15 protein-coding genes are annotated in these 17,535 nt (G+C 62.8%); 12 read left to right on the forward strand and 3 right to left on the reverse strand.

Translation table 11 applies throughout. From position 1 onward, the window contains the following. The first annotated feature begins 83 nt into the window (after positions 1 to 83). The 11 genes from AT984_RS14270 (at position 84) to AT984_RS14320 (ending at position 11,097) form a co-directional block, all read left to right on the forward strand. Positions 84 to 2,153, forward strand: a complete 2,070-nt coding sequence (locus AT984_RS14270) for a ribonuclease catalytic domain-containing protein (protein WP_058720664.1) — start codon at positions 84 to 86, stop codon at positions 2,151 to 2,153. Positions 2,154 to 2,155: 2 nt separating this feature from the next. Further along, positions 2,156 to 3,010, forward strand: a complete 855-nt coding sequence (locus AT984_RS14275) for a TonB family protein (protein WP_058720665.1) — start codon at positions 2,156 to 2,158, stop codon at positions 3,008 to 3,010. Continuing rightward, positions 3,007 to 3,873: a shikimate dehydrogenase gene (gene aroE, locus AT984_RS14280; protein WP_058720666.1), complete on the forward strand. Its 867-nt coding sequence runs from the start codon at positions 3,007 to 3,009 to the stop codon at positions 3,871 to 3,873. The genes AT984_RS14275 and aroE overlap by 4 nt, the downstream gene beginning before the upstream one ends. Positions 3,874 to 3,878: 5 nt before the next feature. Further along, positions 3,879 to 4,658 (forward strand): transglycosylase domain-containing protein, encoded by a 780-nt coding sequence (locus AT984_RS14285; protein ID WP_197418333.1) that lies wholly within the window; start codon positions 3,879 to 3,881, stop codon positions 4,656 to 4,658. A gap of 4 nt (positions 4,659 to 4,662) precedes the next feature. Continuing rightward, complete coding sequence (locus AT984_RS14290) at positions 4,663 to 5,301, forward strand: hypothetical protein (RefSeq protein ID WP_058720667.1); 639 nt, start codon at positions 4,663 to 4,665, stop codon at positions 5,299 to 5,301. Beyond that, the gene (locus AT984_RS14295; RefSeq protein WP_058720668.1) at positions 5,298 to 5,879 is read left to right on the forward strand and encodes a TlpA disulfide reductase family protein; all 582 of its coding nucleotides are present in this window, start codon (positions 5,298 to 5,300) and stop codon (positions 5,877 to 5,879) included. Before AT984_RS14290 ends, AT984_RS14295 begins: the two co-directional genes overlap by 4 nt. Positions 5,880 to 6,032: 153 nt before the next feature. Next, entirely contained in the window at positions 6,033 to 6,491 is a 459-nt protein-coding gene (gene aroQ, locus AT984_RS14300) for a type II 3-dehydroquinate dehydratase (RefSeq protein ID WP_058720669.1), read from the forward strand. A 102-nt stretch (positions 6,492 to 6,593) separates the two neighbouring features. Further along, complete coding sequence (gene accB / locus AT984_RS14305; protein WP_058720670.1) at positions 6,594 to 7,058, forward strand: acetyl-CoA carboxylase biotin carboxyl carrier protein; 465 nt, start codon at positions 6,594 to 6,596, stop codon at positions 7,056 to 7,058. 324 nt (positions 7,059 to 7,382) lie between these two features. Then, a complete protein-coding gene (gene accC, locus AT984_RS14310) occupies positions 7,383 to 8,732 on the forward strand; it encodes an acetyl-CoA carboxylase biotin carboxylase subunit (protein WP_058720671.1) in 1,350 nt (449 codons plus the stop codon). Further along, positions 8,729 to 9,673 (forward strand): 50S ribosomal protein L11 methyltransferase, encoded by a 945-nt coding sequence (prmA, locus tag AT984_RS14315; protein ID WP_058720672.1) that lies wholly within the window; start codon positions 8,729 to 8,731, stop codon positions 9,671 to 9,673. The genes accC and prmA overlap by 4 nt, the downstream gene beginning before the upstream one ends. 47 nt (positions 9,674 to 9,720) lie before the next feature. Then, positions 9,721 to 11,097: a zinc-ribbon and DUF3426 domain-containing protein gene (locus tag AT984_RS14320; protein ID WP_058720673.1), complete on the forward strand. Its 1,377-nt coding sequence runs from the start codon at positions 9,721 to 9,723 to the stop codon at positions 11,095 to 11,097. Between the two features lie 193 nt (positions 11,098 to 11,290). Here AT984_RS14320 and AT984_RS23605 read toward each other — a convergent pair whose 3' ends face one another. Next, on the reverse strand, positions 11,291 to 12,001 hold the full coding sequence (locus tag AT984_RS23605; RefSeq protein ID WP_082680035.1) for a histone: 711 nt from the start codon (positions 11,999 to 12,001) through the stop codon (positions 11,291 to 11,293). Positions 12,002 to 12,020: 19 nt separating this feature from the next. Here AT984_RS23605 and AT984_RS23610 point away from each other — a divergent pair, with 19 nt between their 5' ends. Beyond that, positions 12,021 to 12,200, forward strand: a complete 180-nt coding sequence (locus AT984_RS23610; RefSeq protein ID WP_156422038.1) for a hypothetical protein — start codon at positions 12,021 to 12,023, stop codon at positions 12,198 to 12,200. Between the two features lie 115 nt (positions 12,201 to 12,315). Here AT984_RS23610 and AT984_RS14330 read toward each other — a convergent pair whose 3' ends face one another. Together AT984_RS14330 and AT984_RS14335 are read right to left on the reverse strand one after the other, a co-directional pair. After that, on the reverse strand, positions 12,316 to 13,521 hold the full coding sequence (locus AT984_RS14330; RefSeq protein ID WP_058720674.1) for a ribonucleotide-diphosphate reductase subunit beta: 1,206 nt from the start codon (positions 13,519 to 13,521) through the stop codon (positions 12,316 to 12,318). A 516-nt stretch (positions 13,522 to 14,037) separates the two neighbouring features. Further along, complete coding sequence (locus AT984_RS14335) at positions 14,038 to 16,929, reverse strand: ribonucleoside-diphosphate reductase subunit alpha (RefSeq protein WP_082680036.1); 2,892 nt, start codon at positions 16,927 to 16,929, stop codon at positions 14,038 to 14,040. Positions 16,930 to 17,535 lie beyond the last annotated feature (606 nt).

Here is a 17,535-nt window from a genome sequence, read left to right on the forward strand (position 1 = left end):
GTAGAGAGGTTAGAGGGCGGTGCCGTATCTTAAGCACAGGCTCGGGGCGGAGCCGCCCGCCAATCAGCGACAATGCCGCCCATATGTTTGCCCTGTTCGATGACGCCGGAAAATTCCTCGCCGGCCGCGTGATGTCTGAAGCCGATAGTTCGATGCAAGTCGAACTGGAATCGGGTAAGCGCGTCAAAGTGAAATCAGCCAATGTGCTGCTCAAATTCGATAAACCCGCCCCCGCCGACTTGATCGCGGAAGGCCAACGCCTGGCGCAGGAGATCGATCTCGACCTGGCCTGGGAGTTCGCCCCCGAAGGCGAGTTCGGCTTTGCCGATCTGGCGCGCGACTATTTCGACGCCAAGTGCAGCACCGCGCATCAAGTGGGCGCGCTGTTCCGTCTGTTCGAGGCACCGCATTACTTCCGGCGCGCCGGCAAGGGCCAATTCAAAAAGGCGGCGGAAGAAACCGTCAAGGCCGCGCTGCTGGGCATTGAGCGCAAGCGCCAGCAAGCCCTGCAAATTGAAGCTTGGGCGGCCGAGCTGGTGGCGGGCACCTGCCCCAAGCCGATTGCCGACCAGATCTACAAGATTCTCTTCAAGCCCGACAAAAACGGCCCCGAGTACAAGGCCGTGGTCGAAGCCACCCGCGCCTCGCACAAGGCACCGTTGGACTTGCTGAAGGCCGCTGGCGCCATCTCCAGCCCCTACCAGTTCCACTGGAAGCGTTTCCTGTTCGAAGAATTCCCCAAGGGCGTGGGCTTCCCCGCCCTGAGCGCCCCGGAGATCAAGGACGAGCTGCCGCTGTCGGCAGCGCAAGCCTTCTCCATCGACGACTCGGCCACCACCGAAATCGACGATGCGCTGTCGGTGCAAGGCCTGGGCAGCGGCACCATCATCTTCGGCGTGCACATTGCCGCGCCTGGCCTGGCGTTTGCGCCCGACTCGGCCGTGGACAAGGTGGCGCGCGAGCGTTTCTCTACCGTCTACATGCCCGGCTGGAAGCTGACCATGCTGCCGGACGAGGTGGTGCAGGCCTACACCTTGATCGAAGGGCGCGACTGCCCGGCGGTGTCGATCTACTTCACCATCGACGAAGCCACGCTGGCGATTCAAAGCAGCGAGACCAAGCTCGAACGCGTCAGCATCCGCGCCAATCTGCGTCACGACAAGCTGGACGGGGTCATCACCGCCGCCACGCTGAGTGGCGAGGCGCCGGCCGACTATGCCTTCGCGCCCGAGCTGGCCTTCACCTTCCGCCTGGCTAACGCCTTAAAAGCACAGCGCGAAGTGGTGCGCGGCAAGCCGGAGAACTTCAACCGGCCGGACTACAACTTCCGCCTGGAGCGCGAGGCCGGCAGTGAGGGTAATGAGCCCAAGGGCGATGAAATTGTGCGCATCAGCACCCGGGTGCGCGGCTCGCCGCTGGACCTGATCGTGGCCGAGGCCATGATTCTGGCCAACTCCACCTGGGGCGGCTGGCTCAATGAGATGGGCTTGCCTGGCATCTACCGCAGCCAGGCCAGCATGGCCCCTGGCGTCAAGGTGCGCATGGGCACGCGTGCCCAGCCGCATGCCGGCATGGGCGTGGCGCAATACACCTGGGCCACCAGCCCTTTGCGGCGTTATGTGGACTTGGTCAATCAGTGGCAAATCATTGCTTGCGCCAAGAATGGCCGCACCGCCGCCCTGGTGGCGCCCTTCAAGCCCAAAGACGCGCAGCTGTTCTCCATCATCTCGGGCTTTGATGCGGCCTACACCGCCTACAACGGCTTCCAGAACGGCATCGAGCGTTTCTGGACCCTGCGTTATCTGGTGCAAAACCAAATCACCGAGCTCACCGCCACCGTGATGAAGGACGGCCTGGTGCGTGCCGATGAGCTGCCCTTGGTCTTCAAGGCCCTGGGCTGCGAGCCTTTGGCGCGCGGCGGCCATGTGCGGGTGCGCATCACCGGCACCGATGAGATGACGCTGGATGTGCATGCCACGCTGATTGAGCGTTTGGACGCCGCACAGGCCAGCGCCGAGGCGACCGATGCCGAAGCCATCGACGAGGACGAAGACGAAGCGGCCGGCAGCGGCCCGCTGACCCTGGCGCTGGACCTCAGCGCCGACGGTGAAGGCGAGTCCGCCAGCGACACCCCCGAGGTCGCTGCGACCTGACGATGCGGCGCCGGCTCAGCACCCTTCATGTCGCGCTGCTGGTTTCGCTGGGTCTGCATGGCGCCCTGCTGACGCTGCGCCTGGTGGACCCGGCGGGCTTTAACCGCATCTTCCAGGACACGCCTCTGGAAGTGGTTTTGGTGAATGCCCGCAGCAAAGAAGCGCCCACCAAGGCCGCCGCGCTGGCGCAAGCCAATTTGAGCGGTGGTGGTGAGGCCGAGGCCGGCCGGGCCACCTCGCCCCTGCCGCCGTCCAAAACCCAGGAAGTGGGCGATGCGCTGGAAGCCCAACACGCCCTGAACGCCAAGCTGAAGGAGCAGGAGCAGCAGCTGCTGAGCCAGCTGCGGCGTGACCTGGCCCTGCTGCCGCCACCTGACCCCAAGCGCGATCAGGGCTCGGAGGCCGCGCGCGAGCAAAACGAGCGCCGCCGCGCCCTGGTGCAACTGCTGGCCGAGATTGAAAAGCGCGTCAACGAAGAGAGCGCGCGCCCCCGCAAGCGCTACATCAGCCCCGCCACCCGTGAGGTGGTCTACGCCGCCTACTACGACAAGCTGCGCCACCGCATCGAGGAGCGCGGCACCCGCGACTTCCCCGAACACGCTGGCCGCAAGCTCTACGGCGAGCTGACCATGAATATCCACGTCGACACCCAAGGTCGCGTCATCGCCACCGACATCGTGGCGCCCTCGGGCAATGCCAATCTGGACCGCCGCGCCGTGGCCATCGTGCGCGCCGCAGCCCCCTTCGGTCCCTTCACCAGCGCCATGCGCCAGGGCGCCGAAGTGCTGGTGATCACCTCTCGTTTTCGCTTCACCCGCGAAGATGGCCTGGAAACCAGTGTGACTGCCCCGCAATGACGACAACTTCCATCCCCGGCCTTGATCGCTACGCCGTTGCCGGCAACCCGGTGGCGCACAGCCAGTCGCCGCGCATTCATGCCCTGTTCGCGCAGCAGACCGGCCAGGCCCTGAGCTACGAACGCCTGCTCTGCCCTCTGGACGCATTTGCCTCTACCGTGCAAGCCTTTTCGGCGGCGGGCGGGCGCGGCTGCAATGTCACCGTGCCCTTCAAGTTTGAGGCCCATGCCCTGGCCACCCGGCTCAGCCAACGCGCCCAGTTGGCCGGCGCCGTCAACACCTTGCGCTTCGATGCGACGCAAGACGGCGGCTGGTACGGCGACAACACCGACGGCGCCGGCCTGGTGCGCGACATCCAAGCCAATGCAGGCCGCCAGCTGGCGGGCCAGCGCGTCTTGCTGCTGGGCGCAGGCGGCGCTTCAGCCGGCGTGCTGGGCAGCTTGATTGCCGCCAAGCCGGCCAAGATCTGCCTGGCCAATCGCAGCCTGGACAAGGCGCAAGCCATCGTCGCGGCTCATCTTGCCTGGGCGGAACCGCATGGGGTGCGGCTGCACGCCAGCGAGCTGGGCAGTTGCGGCAGCGGCTTTGATGTGCTGATCAACGGCACCAGTGCCAGCTTGGCAGGCGCCGGCGTGCCGGTGGCCCCAAGCGTGCTGGCCCCGGGCGCCTTGGCCCTGGACATGATGTACGGCCCGGCCGCCGCGCCCTTTCTCGACTGGGCCCGCCAGCATGGCGCCGAGCCGCGCGACGGCCTGGGCATGTTGGTGGAGCAAGCGGCCGAGGCCTTTGCGGTCTGGCGAGGCATTACCCCTGACACCACAGCGGTTCTGGCCAGCTTGCGAGCGGACACCGCGGCGCGATGAGCATGATGAAGAGCTTGGCGCGCCTGGGCCTGCTGCTCTTGATGGGCGTGCTGGCCCTGCAGATCTACTTTGCCGGCCGCATCGCCTTGATGGCCTGGCTGCCGCCCGAATCCACCAGTTTCGAGCGCTCCGAGGCCTGGCGCCTGGCGGTCGAGAAGCACGAGATCGCCTGGAGCCAGCAGTGGGTCGATGGTGAAGCCCTGTCGCGCCAACTCAAGCGCGCCGTCATCGCCAGCGAGGACGCCGGCTTTGTGGAGCACGGAGGCGTGGACTGGGACGCCCTGGAAAAAGCCTGGGAAAAGAATCAGCGCGCTCAAACCCTGGCCGAGCAGCGCGCCGCCCAACAAAGTGCCAAGGCGGCCAAGGCAAACAACACGGCCAAGACCAATGCCGCGCCCAAGCCTGCGCCCCAAGCCAAGATCGTCGGCGGCTCCACCATTACCCAGCAGCTGGCCAAGAACTTATTCCTCAGCGGCGAGCGCAATCTGCTGCGCAAAGGCCAGGAATTTGTGATCACCTTCATGCTGGAAGCCCTGCTCAGCAAGGACCGCATCCTGACCATCTACCTCAACCATGTGGAATGGGGTGAAGGTGTGTTCGGCGCCCAGGCCGCCGCCCGGCACTACTTCCGGGTCGATGCGCGCCAGCTCTCCGGCAGCCAGGCGGCCAGACTGGCCGTGATGTTGCCGGCGCCCAAGCGCTTCGAGAAACGCCCGGCCTCGGGCTATGTCTTGTCCCGCGCGGCTACCATCGAGGCCCGCATGCCAGCGGTTGAACTCCCCTGACACCATGTCATACGAATCCAGCGTGACCGCCGAGATTGCCGCCACTGCCGCCCGCCTGGTGGTGGAAGAGGGCCTGGAATACGGCCCAGCCAAGCAACGCGCACTCAAAACCCTGGGCCTGGGCCGCAGCCGCGCCGCCCTGCCCAGCAATGATGAGCTGGAAGACCAGGTACGCGACTACCTGGCCCTGTTCTGCGCCGACACCCAGCCGCAGGAACTGCGCGCCCTGCGCGAGCTGGCCGCCCAGTGGATGGCCCGGCTGGCCGAATTCCGACCGCATTTGTGCGGCGCCGTCTGGCGTGGCACGGCGACCCGCTTGTCCAATATCCATTTGCAGCTGTATTGCGACGACAGCAAATCGGCCGAAATCGCGCTGATCAATATGAATGTGGATTACGAGGTCGGCGCCACGGCGGGACCTATTGCTGGAGGTCGTGGACGGGGCGGCGCGCGCGAGATCGATGTGCTGTCTTTGGCCGCCCCATGCCGGGCCCTGAACGAGCTGGTTACCCTGCACCTGAGCATTCTGGACTTTGACGATTTACGCGGCGCACTCAAAACCGATGCCCGCGGGCGCAGCGAGCGCGGCGATCTGGCCGCCCTGCAAAAACTGCTGACCGAAGAGGCCGACGAATCCCTATGAGCGACAAGACCCCAAACACCGGCAGCCGCCGCAACTTGCTGCTGGCCGCCGCCGGCCTGGGCGCCGCAGGGCTTGGCGCGACCCTGGCCTGGCGCGGGCAAAAGCCCGCCACTCCGGTGCTGAACCCGGCGGAACAAGCCTTCTGGGCCGCCAGCTTCGAGCGCGTCAGCGCCACCCCTGCGGCGGCTCAGCCGGCCGAACTGCTGGCAGCAGCAAGCCTGCGCGGCAAGCCACTGCTGGTGAACTTCTGGGCCACCTGGTGCGCGCCCTGCGTGAAAGAGCTGCCGGAGCTCAATCAATTCCAGCAAGAATTTAAATCCCAAGGCTGGCAAGTCCTGGGCTTGGCGGTGGACGCCGTCGGTCCGGTGCGCGAATTTCTACAGAAAATGCCCCTGGACTTCTCCCTGGCCATGGCCGGCTCGGCGGGCACCACGTTGACTCGCACCCTCGGCAATGCCCAGGGCGGCCTGCCTTTCAGCGTCGTTTTCAATCCAGCCGGGCAACTCGTCTGGACCAAAGTGGGCGTGACAAATCTGGAAGAATTGCGCCAATTGGCCGGTACGATCAAGGCCGGCTGAGTCAAGCCCCCCGCCCGCGCCCTGTCTCAATCCGCAATTCGGGTCAAGCAATTTATTTCACGGCAAGCCCCGGGATCGGGCCACAAAACGCGTAAAGTCCGGCCTTCTTCGCCTCTAGTGTCCGGACTCTAATTGAACGGACACAGACCCACGATGACGCGCAAACAGATTCTTGTCCTTCACGGCCCCAACCTCAACCTGCTCGGAACACGTGAACCCGAGATTTACGGTTCACTCACTTTGGCACAGATCAATGCAGATCTTGCCGCGTTCGCTGCTAATGAAGGGGCTGAGCTAAAATCCTTCCAAAGCAACCACGAAGGGGCTTTGGTGGACAGGATTCAGGCTGCGCGCGAGGATGGCTGCCAGTTCATCATCATCAACCCCGCCGCCTACACCCACACCAGTGTGGCGATCCGGGATGCCTTGGCCGCGGTGGCACTGCCTTTTGTTGAAGTTCATCTGTCCAATGTTCATAAACGAGAGTCGTTCCGGCAGCACAGCTATTTCTCAGATCTCGCTGTTGGTGTGATCTGCGGGCTTGGCGCCCAGGGCTATCAATTTGCTTTGCGCTTCGCGCTCAGCCGCTTGAGTGGATCAGGACAGTCCTGAACACCAAGCTCACCGTTTTTGCCGCGTAGCGACGACCCACTGCGGCGCGGCACGCTCCCCCCTGTTCCCTAAAACAAAATAATCATCCGCTGGAGAAACCTTATGGATCTGCGCAAGCTCAAGACCCTGATCGACCTGGTGTCCGAGTCGAATATTTCTGAACTTGAAATCACCGAGGCCGATGGCAAGGTGCGTATCGTCAAGTCCGACGGCGCCGTCGCTGTGCCCATGATGATGCAGGCCGTGCCGCAACAAGCCGCTCCAGCGGCAGCCGCCCCCGCCGTCGCTGCAGCCGCTCCGGCCGCCGCACCGGCCGCCCCGGCGGTTGAAACCGGTCATGTCGTGACCTCGCCGATGGTCGGCACCTTCTACCGCGCCTCCGGCCCCAATGCCAAGGCTTTTGCTGAAGTGGGCCAGCCCATCAAGGAAGGCGAAGCGATCTGCATCATCGAAGCGATGAAGATCATGAACGAGATCGACGCCGACTTCAGCGGCACGGTCACCAAGATCTTGTGCGAGAACGGCCAGCCGGTTGAATTTGGTCAGCCCTTGTTCGTGATCGAGTAAAGCCTCGACATGTTCAAGAGACTTCTGATGCAAATCAGGAGGACGCAGCCAGATTGCTCGTCGGGCGCAGCTCGACAGGGCGATTGAGCAGCGACACAAATGTTTAGAAATCTTCTGATCGCTACTCGACGCGAAATGACTGCAAGCCTTGCGCCGCAGCCACATTGCTCGTCGAGCGCAGCACGACAGGACAATTGAGCCGAGGCAGCACAATTGTTTAAAACAAATCTGATCGCCCATCCAGGCGAAAAGGCCGCAGGCCTTGCGGCGCAGCCACATTGCTCGTCGGGCGCAGCACGACAGGGCAATTGAGCCGAGGCATATATGTTCAAAAAAATTCTGATCGCCAATCGAGGCGAAATTGCACTCCGCATCCAGCGCGCCTGCCGCGAGCTGGGCATCAAGTCGGTGGTGGTTTACTCCGAAGCCGACCGTGAAGCCAAGTATGTGAAGCTGGCCGATGAGGCCGTTTGCATCGGCCCCGCCGCCTCTTCGCAAAGCTACCTCAGCATGCCGGCCATCATCGCCACGGCCGAGGTCACCGACGCCGAAGCGATCCACCCCGGCTACGGCTTCCTGAGCGAGAACGCCGACTTCGCCGAACGCGTCGAGCAAAGCGGCTTCACCTTCATCGGCCCCTCGCCCGAATCCATCCGCATGATGGGTGACAAGGTGTCGGCCAAGCAGGCCATGATTCGCGCCGGCGTGCCTTGCGTGCCCGGCTCGGAAGGCGCCCTGCCGCCCGACCCGAAAGAGATCGTCAAGATCGCCCGCGCCATTGGCTACCCGGTCATCATCAAGGCGGCAGGCGGCGGCGGTGGCCGCGGCATGCGCGTGGTGCACACCGAGGCGGCCCTGGTCAACGCGGTGCAAACCACCAAGGCGGAAGCCGGTGCAGCCTTCGGCAATCCCGAGGTCTATATGGAGAAGTTCCTCGAGAACCCACGCCATATCGAGATCCAGGTTTTGGCCGATACGCACAAGAGCGCGGTTTGGCTGGGCGAGCGTGACTGCTCCATGCAGCGCCGCCACCAGAAGATTCTGGAAGAAGCGCCGGCACCTGGCATTCCGCGCCGTGTAATCGAAAAGATCGGCGACCGTTGCGCCGCTGCCTGCCGCAAGATGAACTATCGCGGCGCCGGCACCTTCGAGTTCCTGTACGAGAACGGCGAGTTCTATTTCATCGAAATGAACACCCGCGTACAGGTGGAGCATCCGGTGACGGAGATGGTCACCGGCGTGGACATTGTGCAAATGCAGATCCGCGTGGCGGCCGGCGAAAAGCTGCCCTTCACGCAGCGCAATATCACCATGCGCGGCCACTCGATCGAGTGCCGCATCAACGCCGAAGACCCCTTCAAGTTCACCCCCTCGCCAGGCCGCATCACGATGTGGCACGCACCGGGCGGACCGGGCGTGCGGGTGGATTCGCATGTCTACACCAACTACTTCGTGCCGCCGCATTACGACTCCATGATCGGCAAGATCATCGTCCACGGCGACACCCGCGAGCAGGCCCTGGCGCGCATGCGCATCGCCCTGTCCGAGACGGTGGTGGAAGGCATTCAGACCAACATCCCCCTGCACCGCGAGCTGATGGTGGACGCCAAGTTCGTCGAAGGCGGCACCAACATCCATTACCTTGAGGGCTGGATGAGCCAGCACAAGCGATGAGCGATTCCAACACCGGCACCCCGCAGGCTGAACCCAACCCGGCCACGCTTCACGAGTTGCTGCTGATCTGCGGCGAAGATGATGTCGAAACCGTCAGCGATGCGCTGATGGAACTCGACGCCTTGGCCGTCTCGGTGGAAGACGCCGACGCCGATACCGACGCTGAAAAAGCCCTGTTCGGCGAGCCCGGCATGCCGGCACCGCGCGGCGGCTGGCAGCGCTCGGTGGTCAAGGCCTTGTTCCCGGACGAGGCCGAAGCCACCGAATGCGCCACCCTGATCCTGAGCCAGGACTGGGCGCAGGACGTGCATGTCCAAGCCATTCAGGCCGTGGCCGAGCAGGACTGGGTGCGGCTGACGCAATCGCAGTTTCAGCCCGTTGAGATCACGCCGGAATTCTGGATCGTGCCCTCCTGGCACGAAGCGCCGGCGCAAGCCAGCAAGGTCATGCGCTTGGACCCGGGCCTGGCTTTTGGCACCGGCACCCACCCGACCACCCGCATGTGCTTGCGCTGGATCGCGGCCCATCAAGACCTGGCCCCGACTTGGCAGCGCGTGCTGGACTACGGCTGCGGCTCGGGCATCCTCGCCATCGGCGCGGCCTTGCATGGCGCAGTGAATATCGACGCGGTGGACATCGACCCGGCGGCCATCATCGCCAGCCAGGCCAATGCCGAAGGCAATCAAGTCAACCTCAACGCTGCCTTGCCCGATGCCGCCAAGGGCGAGTACCCGCTGGTTATCGCCAATATCTTGGCCACACCGCTGAAGCTGCTGGCGCCGCTGCTGTGCGCCCATGTGGCCCAAGGCGGGCATCTGATCCTGGCCGGCATTCTGGAGCGTCAAGCCGACGATCTGAAGCAAGCCTACGCACCTTGGTTGCAACTGGACGTCAGCGACAGCCAAGAGGGTTGGATTTTGATGCACGCCCAGCGTGCCTAAGCTGCACTTGCAGCTGACAGTAGCAAGACTCATGGCATGATTCGGCCATGAGCCTTGCCACCCGTTGTACCGCTTGCGGCACCATCTTTCGGGTGGTGCAAGATCAGCTTCGTGTTTCCGAAGGATTTGTTCGTTGCGGCCGTTGCGCCGAGGTGTTTGACGCCCGCGAACAGCTCTTCGATATTGACCGTGAGCCGCCCCCGCCCTGGCCTGCCCAGGCCGCAGGCGAGGCACAAGCCGACCCCTTCCCCAGCGACGACACGCCGGCGCCCGCCCAGACACCGGATGACGGCCGCGCCAGCTGGCAGCAAGAGGACGAGCCAATCGCCGTGGAAGATTGGCAGGACGATGGGCGCGACGCAAGGCCCACCCCTCCCGCTCCGCTCACACCGCCAGCGCGCCATGTAGCAAGGCCTGCCCACGCGCCGACACCGGCAAGCCATGCGCATATTCATGAGCCGGCCGACGACGAGCCCTTGCCCATCAGCACCGTCAGCAACTTTGACGAAACCCGTCTTGAGCCGCAGTGGGTAGACAACGAAGAACAGGCCTGGGCAGACACACCCAGTGAGCCAGAGCCAGCCAGCAAAGCACCTGCCAAGCCGCACAGCAAAGCCAATGGCCGCGGCGCAGTGCCTGCAGCAGCAGCTAAGCCTCCGGTCGTCGCCACCGAGCCCGCCATTGCGCCTATTCCAGACGACAAGCCCGATGTGGTTTTGTCTGAGCGACTGGCGGCCGGCACGACCAAGCAAGCGAAGACAAGCAAGGCTGGCAGCGGTAGTAGCGAAGAAAACGTTCCGTCCTTTTTGCGGCAGTCCAATAGCGCAAAGTTCTGGCAGCGGACTTCGGTTCGCGCTGGGCTCAGCGTGGCTGCCTTGCTACTGATGCTCACGCTCAGTGTTCAGGTGCTGCAGCATTTTCACGATGCCATCGCCGCGCTGTTCCCAAGCGCGCGGCCGGCCGTGCAAAGCTATTGCCAGCTCAGCGGCTGTGAGCTCAAGCCCTGGCAGCGCATCGACCAGATCGCAGTGGAAAGCACGGCACTGAGCCAGCTCAGCCCCGGCAACACCGGCAATCACTATCGGCTGGCCATCAGCCTGCGCAACAAAGGCCATATCGAGGTGGCCACGCCTTGGGTGGAGCTGAGCCTGACCGACAGCACAGGCGCTTTGATCAGCCGCCGCCTGCTGGCACCTAAGGAGTTCAGGATCGAGCGCGCGGCTGCGGCAGCATCAGCGGCATCTGTGGCCTCAGCCCCATCAAGCTCCGCATCAGGTGCTGCCTCGGGCGCCACGGCCAATGCCCTGGCCGCAAGTCCGGACATCAAGGCTATGCCCGCCGGCGCTGAACTGCCCTTGCTCGCCCTGCTCTCGACCGGCCAACAAAGCATCAGCGGCTACACCGTCGAAATTTTCTACCCCTGAGCAGCGGGGCGAAGCACGCATCGACAGCCAGGGCTCTGGGCCTCTGCCGCGCCGATCTGGCGACAAGCAGACGGCGCAAAGCGCCCGCCCTAACGCCATACCTTCAGGCATAAAAAAACCCGGCCTAAGCCGGGTTTTGCTGGGCCGCCAAGCATGGGTCTAAACCCACGCTGGCGATCACCATCTCGAACGATCAGGGCTTGTTGCCTGTCGGGAAGGGCCATGCGGCTTGGGGGCTCAGCGCGGTCTTGGCTGCGGGAGCAGCGGCAGCGGGCTTGGCAGCGGGCTTCTTGGCAGGAGCCGGAGCGGCCTTGCCGGTCTTCACCGGAGGCTTGACTGGAGGCGTGTCCTTCTTTGCAGGAGCAGCGACCTTCTTCGCAGGTGCAGCAGCCTTCTTGGCAGGAGCAGCAGCAACCTTCTTCGCAGGTGCAGCAGCCTTCTTAGCAGGAGCAGCAACCTTCTTCGCAGGTGCAGCGGCCTTCTTAGCAGGAGCAGCAGCCTTCTTCGCAGGAGCAGCGGCCTTCTTCGCAGGAGCAGCAGCCTTCTTCGCAGGAGCAGCAGCCTTCTTCGCAGGAGCAGCAGCCTTCTTCGCAGGTGCGGCAGCCTTCTTAGCCGGAGCAGCAACCTTCTTCGCAGGTGCAGCGGCCTTCTTCGCCGGAGCAGCAACCTTCTTCGCAGGTGCAGCGGCCTTCTTCGCTGGAGCAGCAACCTTCTTCGCAGGTGCGGCAGCCTTCTTAGCCGGAGCAGCAGCCTTCTTCGCAGGTGCAGCGGCCTTCTTTGCCGGAGCGGCAGCCTTCTTCGCAGGTGCAGCTGCCTTCACGGGAGCGACCTTCTTTGCCGGTGCGGCAGCCTTCTTTGCGGGTGCGGCGGCCTTCTTAGCCACGACTTTCTTTGCAGTTGCCATTTCAGTTCTCCTTGATCAAGTGGAAAAAGCACTGCGCACAGCCAGCACGGTTAAGCACCGCTGCCTCGCAGCTATTCATCGCCCAGATGTCGCCCAGGAGGAGCGCCCCAGTACGGTGAATTTTGGTTTCGACAACCCGAGCCCGCGCTTTCAGCACGAGCCTTTGGTCCTCGACAAATTCAATTTCTTCTTGAGCTGAGAACTGAGATGGATGCGCACGAAGCACCCAAGTCGGAGTTCAGTCATTTGGCACGCAGGCCATTTGGCTTGAACGAGTCACAAGACAAGCCGCAGGGCTTGTCTTGCGTCCGGGCTCAATCCCAGCTCAAGGCGCCACCGGATTGGTATTCGATGACGCGAGTTTCAAAAAAGTTACGTTCCTTCTTCAGGTCAATCATTTCGCTCATCCAAGGGAAGGGATTTTCCTCGTTAGGGAACAACTCCTCCAAGCCGATCTGAGTCGCGCGCCGATTGGCGATGTAACGCAGATAGCCCTTGAACATGGACGCATTCAAGCCCAGCACGCCGCGCGGCATGGTGTCTTCGGCGTAGGCATATTCCAGATCCACGGCCTTCATGAACAGCGCCTTGATTTCAGCCTTGAAATCGGCCGTCCACAAATGCGGGTTCTCCATCTTCAGCTGGTTGATCAGGTCGATGCCGAAATTGCAGTGCATGGACTCGTCACGCAAGATGTACTGGTACTGCTCAGCGGCGCCGGTCATCTTGTTCTGCCGACCCATGGCCAGAATCTGCGTGAAGCCGACGTAGAAGAACAGGCCTTCCATCAAGCAAGCGAAGACGATCAGGCTCTTCAGCAAGGTCTGGTCGGTCTCGGGCGTGCCAGTGTGGAAGTGCGGATCCATGATCGCTTCGATGAAGGGGATCAGGAACTCGTCCTTGTCACGGATGGACTTGACTTCGTTGTAGGCGTTGAAGATCTCGGCCTCATCCAGACCCAGCGACTCCACGATGTACTGATAGGCGTGGGTGTGGATCGCCTCTTCAAAGGCTTGGCGCAACAGGAACTGGCGGCACTCGGGCGCCGTGATGTGGCGATAGGTGCCCAGCACGATGTTGTTGGCGGCCAGCGAATCGGCGGTCACGAAGAAGCCGAGATTGCGCTTGATGATGCGGCGCTCGTCTTCGCTCAGACCGTTCGGGTCTTTCCACAAGGCGATGTCGCGAGACATATTCACTTCTTGCGGCATCCAGTGGTTGGCGCAAGTGGCGAGGTACTTTTCCCAGGCCCATTTGTACTTGAAGGGCACCAACTGGTTGACGTCGGTCTGGCCGTTGATGATGCGCTTGTCGGCCGCTTTGACGCGGCGCTCAGCAGCGCTCAAGGTCGGCGCCACAGCCGCAGCCGAAGACACCGGGGCCGGCGCAGCGGCGCTGCGAATTGGGGAGTTGGCGGTCGTCACAGCGGTGACGGTTGCACCCGCGTTCGCAGCAGTGCCGGACGCGGTATTTGCATGTGCTTTATCAGCAGGCTTCAGGTCTTCTTCCCAAACCAACATAGTGGCCTTCCTATCGAAACGAATTATCAGAGTGTTGTGTTCAAACACCAAGAACTTCTTGACATCGCGCAACGAATTGCGTTGCTCGCGAGCATCGTCCTAACGCTCAATTTACGCAGATCCCACCAAACACCGAAGCCGGCACGTTAAAACGAGAACCGGCTTTTAGTCGATGAACAGTGGCATCCAAGGCATCGCGCGCTTTAAGCCAAAACTGAGTGCGCGCGACGCCCTCATTCACTGAAGGGCCGAGCAGTCCGGGTGGTGGCTATCGCACACATCGCTGCGCAATGCTGTGTTTTCACCCCATCCGTCCTGCAGAGCCCATGCTTGCTGGCAAGCATTGCAGTCCGGCTTGTGGCTGCAACTCACATCGCTGCGCGATGCTGAGCTTTCGCCGCAAGCCTCTTGCCGGTCGCTTGCTTACTGGCAGGCCTCGCAGTCCGGGTTGTGGCTGCAACTCACATCGCAGCGCGATGCTGAGCCTTCGCCGCAACCCTCTTGCCGGCCGCTTGCTTACTGGCAGGCCTCGCAGTCCGGGTTGTCAATCGAGCAGAACTTCATGTCGGTGGCGGGCAGCTCCTCTTCCACCGGTGCGGCAGGTGCCGGCGCCGACAAGATCGGGGCAGCCGCGCCGGACGAAACGGCGTTGAGTTGACCCGACTTGGTGACGGTGCTCTTCTCGGCCGACGAAGCGCTCATGGTGCGGAGGTAGTAGGTCGTCTTCAGACCACGCAGCCAAGCCAGCTTGTAGGTTTCATCGAGCTTCTTGCCCGAGGCACCGGCCATATAGATGTTCAGGGACTGAGCCTGGTCGATCCACTTCTGGCGGCGCGCGGCGGCTTCCACCAACCACTGCGTTTCCACTTCGAAGGCGGTGGCGTACAGAGCCTTGAGCTCTTCAGGCACGCGGTCGATGCGACGCAGCGAACCGTCGAAGTGCTTCAGGTCCATGACCATCACGTCATCCCACAGGCCCAGCTTCTTCAGGTCTCGCACCAAGGATTCATTGATGATGGTGAACTCGCCGGACAGATTGGACTTGACCGAGAGGTTGCCGAAGCAAGGCTCGATCGAAGCGTCCACGCCGATGATGTTGGAGATGGTCGCGGTCGGCGCAATCGCCACGCAGTTGCTGTTACGCATGCCGTGCGCTTTGATCTTGGCGCGCAGCGCTGCCCAGTCCATGCTGGTGCTGCGGTCCACTTCCACATAGCCGCCACGGGCCTCGGCCAGCAGGTCCAGAGAGTCGATCGGCAAGATGCCTTGATCCCACAGCGAACCTGGGTAGCTGGAGTAACGGCCACGCTCAGCTGCCAGCTCGGTCGACGCTTCATAAGCGTAGTAGCAGATGGCTTCCATCGAGCGGTCTGCGAACTCCACCGCAGCGTCGGAGGCGTAAGGCGTGCGCAGCGCGTACAGCGCGTCCTGGAAGCCCATCAGGCCCAGGCCCACCGGGCGGTGGCGCAGGTTCGAGTCACGCGCCTTCTTGACGGCGTAGTAGTTGATGTCGATGACGTTGTCCAACATGCGCATGGCGGTCGAGATCGTCTTGCGCAGCTTGTCGTGGTCAACGCCACCGTCCTTCAAATGCTGGACCAGATTGACCGAACCCAGATTGCAGACGGCGATTTCGCTGTCATTGGTATTCAGTGTGATCTCGGTGCACAGATTGCTGGAGTGGACCACGCCCACGTGCTGCTGGGGCGAGCGCACATTGCAAGCGTCCTTGAAAGTGATCCAGGGATGGCCGGTCTCGAACAGCATCGAGAGCATCTTGCGCCACAGGTCCTTGGCCGGCAGGCGCTTGAACAGCTTGATCTCGCCACGGTCGGCCTTGGCCTCGTACTCGACATAAGCCTTCTCGAAGGCGGCGCCGAACAGGTCGTGCAGGTCAGGCGTGTTGGAGGGGCTGAACAGGGTCCAGTCGCCACCATCCATGACACGGCGCATGAACAGATCGGGGATCCAGTTCGCGGTGTTCATGTCGTGGGTGCGGCGGCGGTCGTCGCCGGTGTTCTTGCGCAGTTCCAGGAATTCTTCGATGTCCAGGTGCCAAGATTCCAAGTAGGCGCAGACGGCGCCCTTGCGCTTGCCGCCCTGGTTCACCGCCACGGCCGTGTCGTTGACCACCTTCAGGAAAGGCACAACGCCTTGCGACTTGCCGTTGGTGCCCTTGATGTGCGAGCCCAGGGCACGAACGGGTGTCCAGTCATTGCCCAGGCCGCCGGCGAACTTGCTCAGCAAGGCGTTCTCTTTCAGCGCCTCGTAGATGCCGTCCAGATCATCGGCCACGGTGGTCAGGTAGCAGCTCGACAGTTGCGAGCGACGTGTGCCGGAGTTGAACAGCGTCGGCGTGCTGGACATGAAGTCGAAGCTCGACAGCACTTCATAGAACTCGATGGCGCGGGTTTCGCGGTCGATTTCGTTCAGCGCCAGGCCCATGGCCACGCGCATGAAGAAGGCCTGCGGCATTTCGATGCGCTGGTCGTCGATGTGCTGGAAGTAGCGGTCATACAGAGTCTGCAGACCCAGGTAGTCAAACTGCAGGTCACGGTCAGCCTTCAGCGCGGCGCCCAGGCGGGCCAGGTCGTACTGACCCAGCTTCTCGTCCAGCAACTCGGCCTTGATGCCCTTCTTGATATAGCCGGGGAAGTACTCGGCATAGCGGGTGTGCATCTGCTCTTGCGTGATCTCGCCACCAATCACCTCACGGCGGATGGTGTGCAGCAGCAGGCGCGCAGTGGCGCGGCTGTAGGACGGATCCTTCTCGATCAGGGTACGCGCAGCCAGGATGGAAGCCTTGTAGACCTCGTCGATCGGCACGCCGTCGTACAGATTGCGCTTGGTTTCAGCCAGGATGGGCTCAGGCTTCACATCGGCGCCCAGGCCGGCACATGCCGACACGATCAGGCTTTGCAGATGCGCCAGATCCAGCGGCACGCGCTGGCCACGGTCGATCACGGTCAGTGCAGCAGCAGCCACCGGGGCCATTTGCTCCACTTGGCGGGCACGCTCTTGGAAGCGGCGCTCGCGGTACAAGACGTAGGCACGAGCCACTTCGTGGTGGCCACCGCGCATCAAGCCCAGTTCAACCTGGTCTTGCACGTCTTCGATGTGGAAGGTGCCACCGCTGGGGCGCGAACGCACCAGGGCGCGCACGACCGCTTCGGTCAGGCCGTCCACCGTCTCGCGTACGCTGGCCGAGGCCGCACCGGTCGTGCCATGCACGGCCAGGAATGCCTTCATCAAGGCCACGGCGATCTTGCTAGGCTCAAACGACACCACAGCACCATTGCGGCGCAGGATGTGATACGCCAGATAGGCCGAGGCCTGGCCCTGGCCATGACTCACTGCGGCTGCGTGGCGATCGCCGTCTGACACTGCTTGATCAACATGAGTTTGCATGGATGAAGTCCTTTCTTCTGTGGTTTTGTCGGGGTCAAAAACAGGCAGTCGATAACGCCGCTACCGAGCTATGAAGCTCACGGCGGCGCGATCTCGTGCCTGCGATTGGAATTTCTGTTGTGCTGAATTGCTCGCGCCTGGAGTGCCGCCCCGACGGTCAGGCATCAAGGCCTGACCAGAGACGGCAGCGCGTTCCTGGGGTGATCGGCGGGGGCTTGCAAATACGCTTCGCGGCGCGAAATCGCATTCAAACTCCACACGAACCCTGCGCCCTTGCCGGCTCGAAAAGCAGTCGGACAAGGTGCTGAACTCAGGGCTGAAGGATACCATGAAGCGCACTATATCTGGGGCCAAGTACCCCATCAAGCACTACGGATAGCGTACCTATCCGCTTGACGCCACAGGTTTGAACGGCTAGCCGGGCTTGAATTGGCGGCTTTTTTCCGGTTTGCGCGCAGCTCGCACAGCACGCCAAGCCCGATGGCATCGCAGCGCGCCCGCGCCAACCCGCATCAGGCCTTGCTTGGCGCCGAAAACGCCCCGCTAAGCCGCGCCAATGCTTGCTTTGAGAAGTGCTGATTGAGAGCGCAGCGCCGCTGCGATCCA

The organism is Paucibacter sp. KCTC 42545, from assembly GCF_001477625.1.
Taxonomy (GTDB): domain Bacteria; phylum Pseudomonadota; class Gammaproteobacteria; order Burkholderiales; family Burkholderiaceae_C; genus Paucibacter_A.

What these genes read in the sequence shown, in the direction of transcription:
- aroQ (WP_058720669.1), top strand. Translation starts at nt 6,033, where the DNA reads ATGACGCGCAAACAGATTCTTGTCCTTCACGGCCCCAACCTCAACCTG.
- AT984_RS14335 (WP_082680036.1), bottom strand. Translation starts at nt 16,929, where the DNA reads ATGCAAACTCATGTTGATCAAGCAGTGTCAGACGGCGATCGCCACGCA.
- AT984_RS14330 (WP_058720674.1), bottom strand. Translation starts at nt 13,521, where the DNA reads ATGTTGGTTTGGGAAGAAGACCTGAAGCCTGCTGATAAAGCACATGCA.
- aroE (WP_058720666.1), top strand. Translation starts at nt 3,007, where the DNA reads ATGACGACAACTTCCATCCCCGGCCTTGATCGCTACGCCGTTGCCGGC.
- AT984_RS14270 (WP_058720664.1), top strand. Translation starts at nt 84, where the DNA reads ATGTTTGCCCTGTTCGATGACGCCGGAAAATTCCTCGCCGGCCGCGTG.
- AT984_RS14295 (WP_058720668.1), top strand. Translation starts at nt 5,298, where the DNA reads ATGAGCGACAAGACCCCAAACACCGGCAGCCGCCGCAACTTGCTGCTG.
- AT984_RS14290 (WP_058720667.1), top strand. Translation starts at nt 4,663, where the DNA reads ATGTCATACGAATCCAGCGTGACCGCCGAGATTGCCGCCACTGCCGCC.
- AT984_RS14275 (WP_058720665.1), top strand. Translation starts at nt 2,156, where the DNA reads ATGCGGCGCCGGCTCAGCACCCTTCATGTCGCGCTGCTGGTTTCGCTG.
- AT984_RS14320 (WP_058720673.1), top strand. Translation starts at nt 9,721, where the DNA reads ATGAGCCTTGCCACCCGTTGTACCGCTTGCGGCACCATCTTTCGGGTG.
- accB (WP_058720670.1), top strand. Translation starts at nt 6,594, where the DNA reads ATGGATCTGCGCAAGCTCAAGACCCTGATCGACCTGGTGTCCGAGTCG.
- AT984_RS23605 (WP_082680035.1), bottom strand. Translation starts at nt 12,001, where the DNA reads ATGGCAACTGCAAAGAAAGTCGTGGCTAAGAAGGCCGCCGCACCCGCA.
- prmA (WP_058720672.1), top strand. Translation starts at nt 8,729, where the DNA reads ATGAGCGATTCCAACACCGGCACCCCGCAGGCTGAACCCAACCCGGCC.
- AT984_RS14285 (WP_197418333.1), top strand. Translation starts at nt 3,879, where the DNA reads ATGAAGAGCTTGGCGCGCCTGGGCCTGCTGCTCTTGATGGGCGTGCTG.
- accC (WP_058720671.1), top strand. Translation starts at nt 7,383, where the DNA reads ATGTTCAAAAAAATTCTGATCGCCAATCGAGGCGAAATTGCACTCCGC.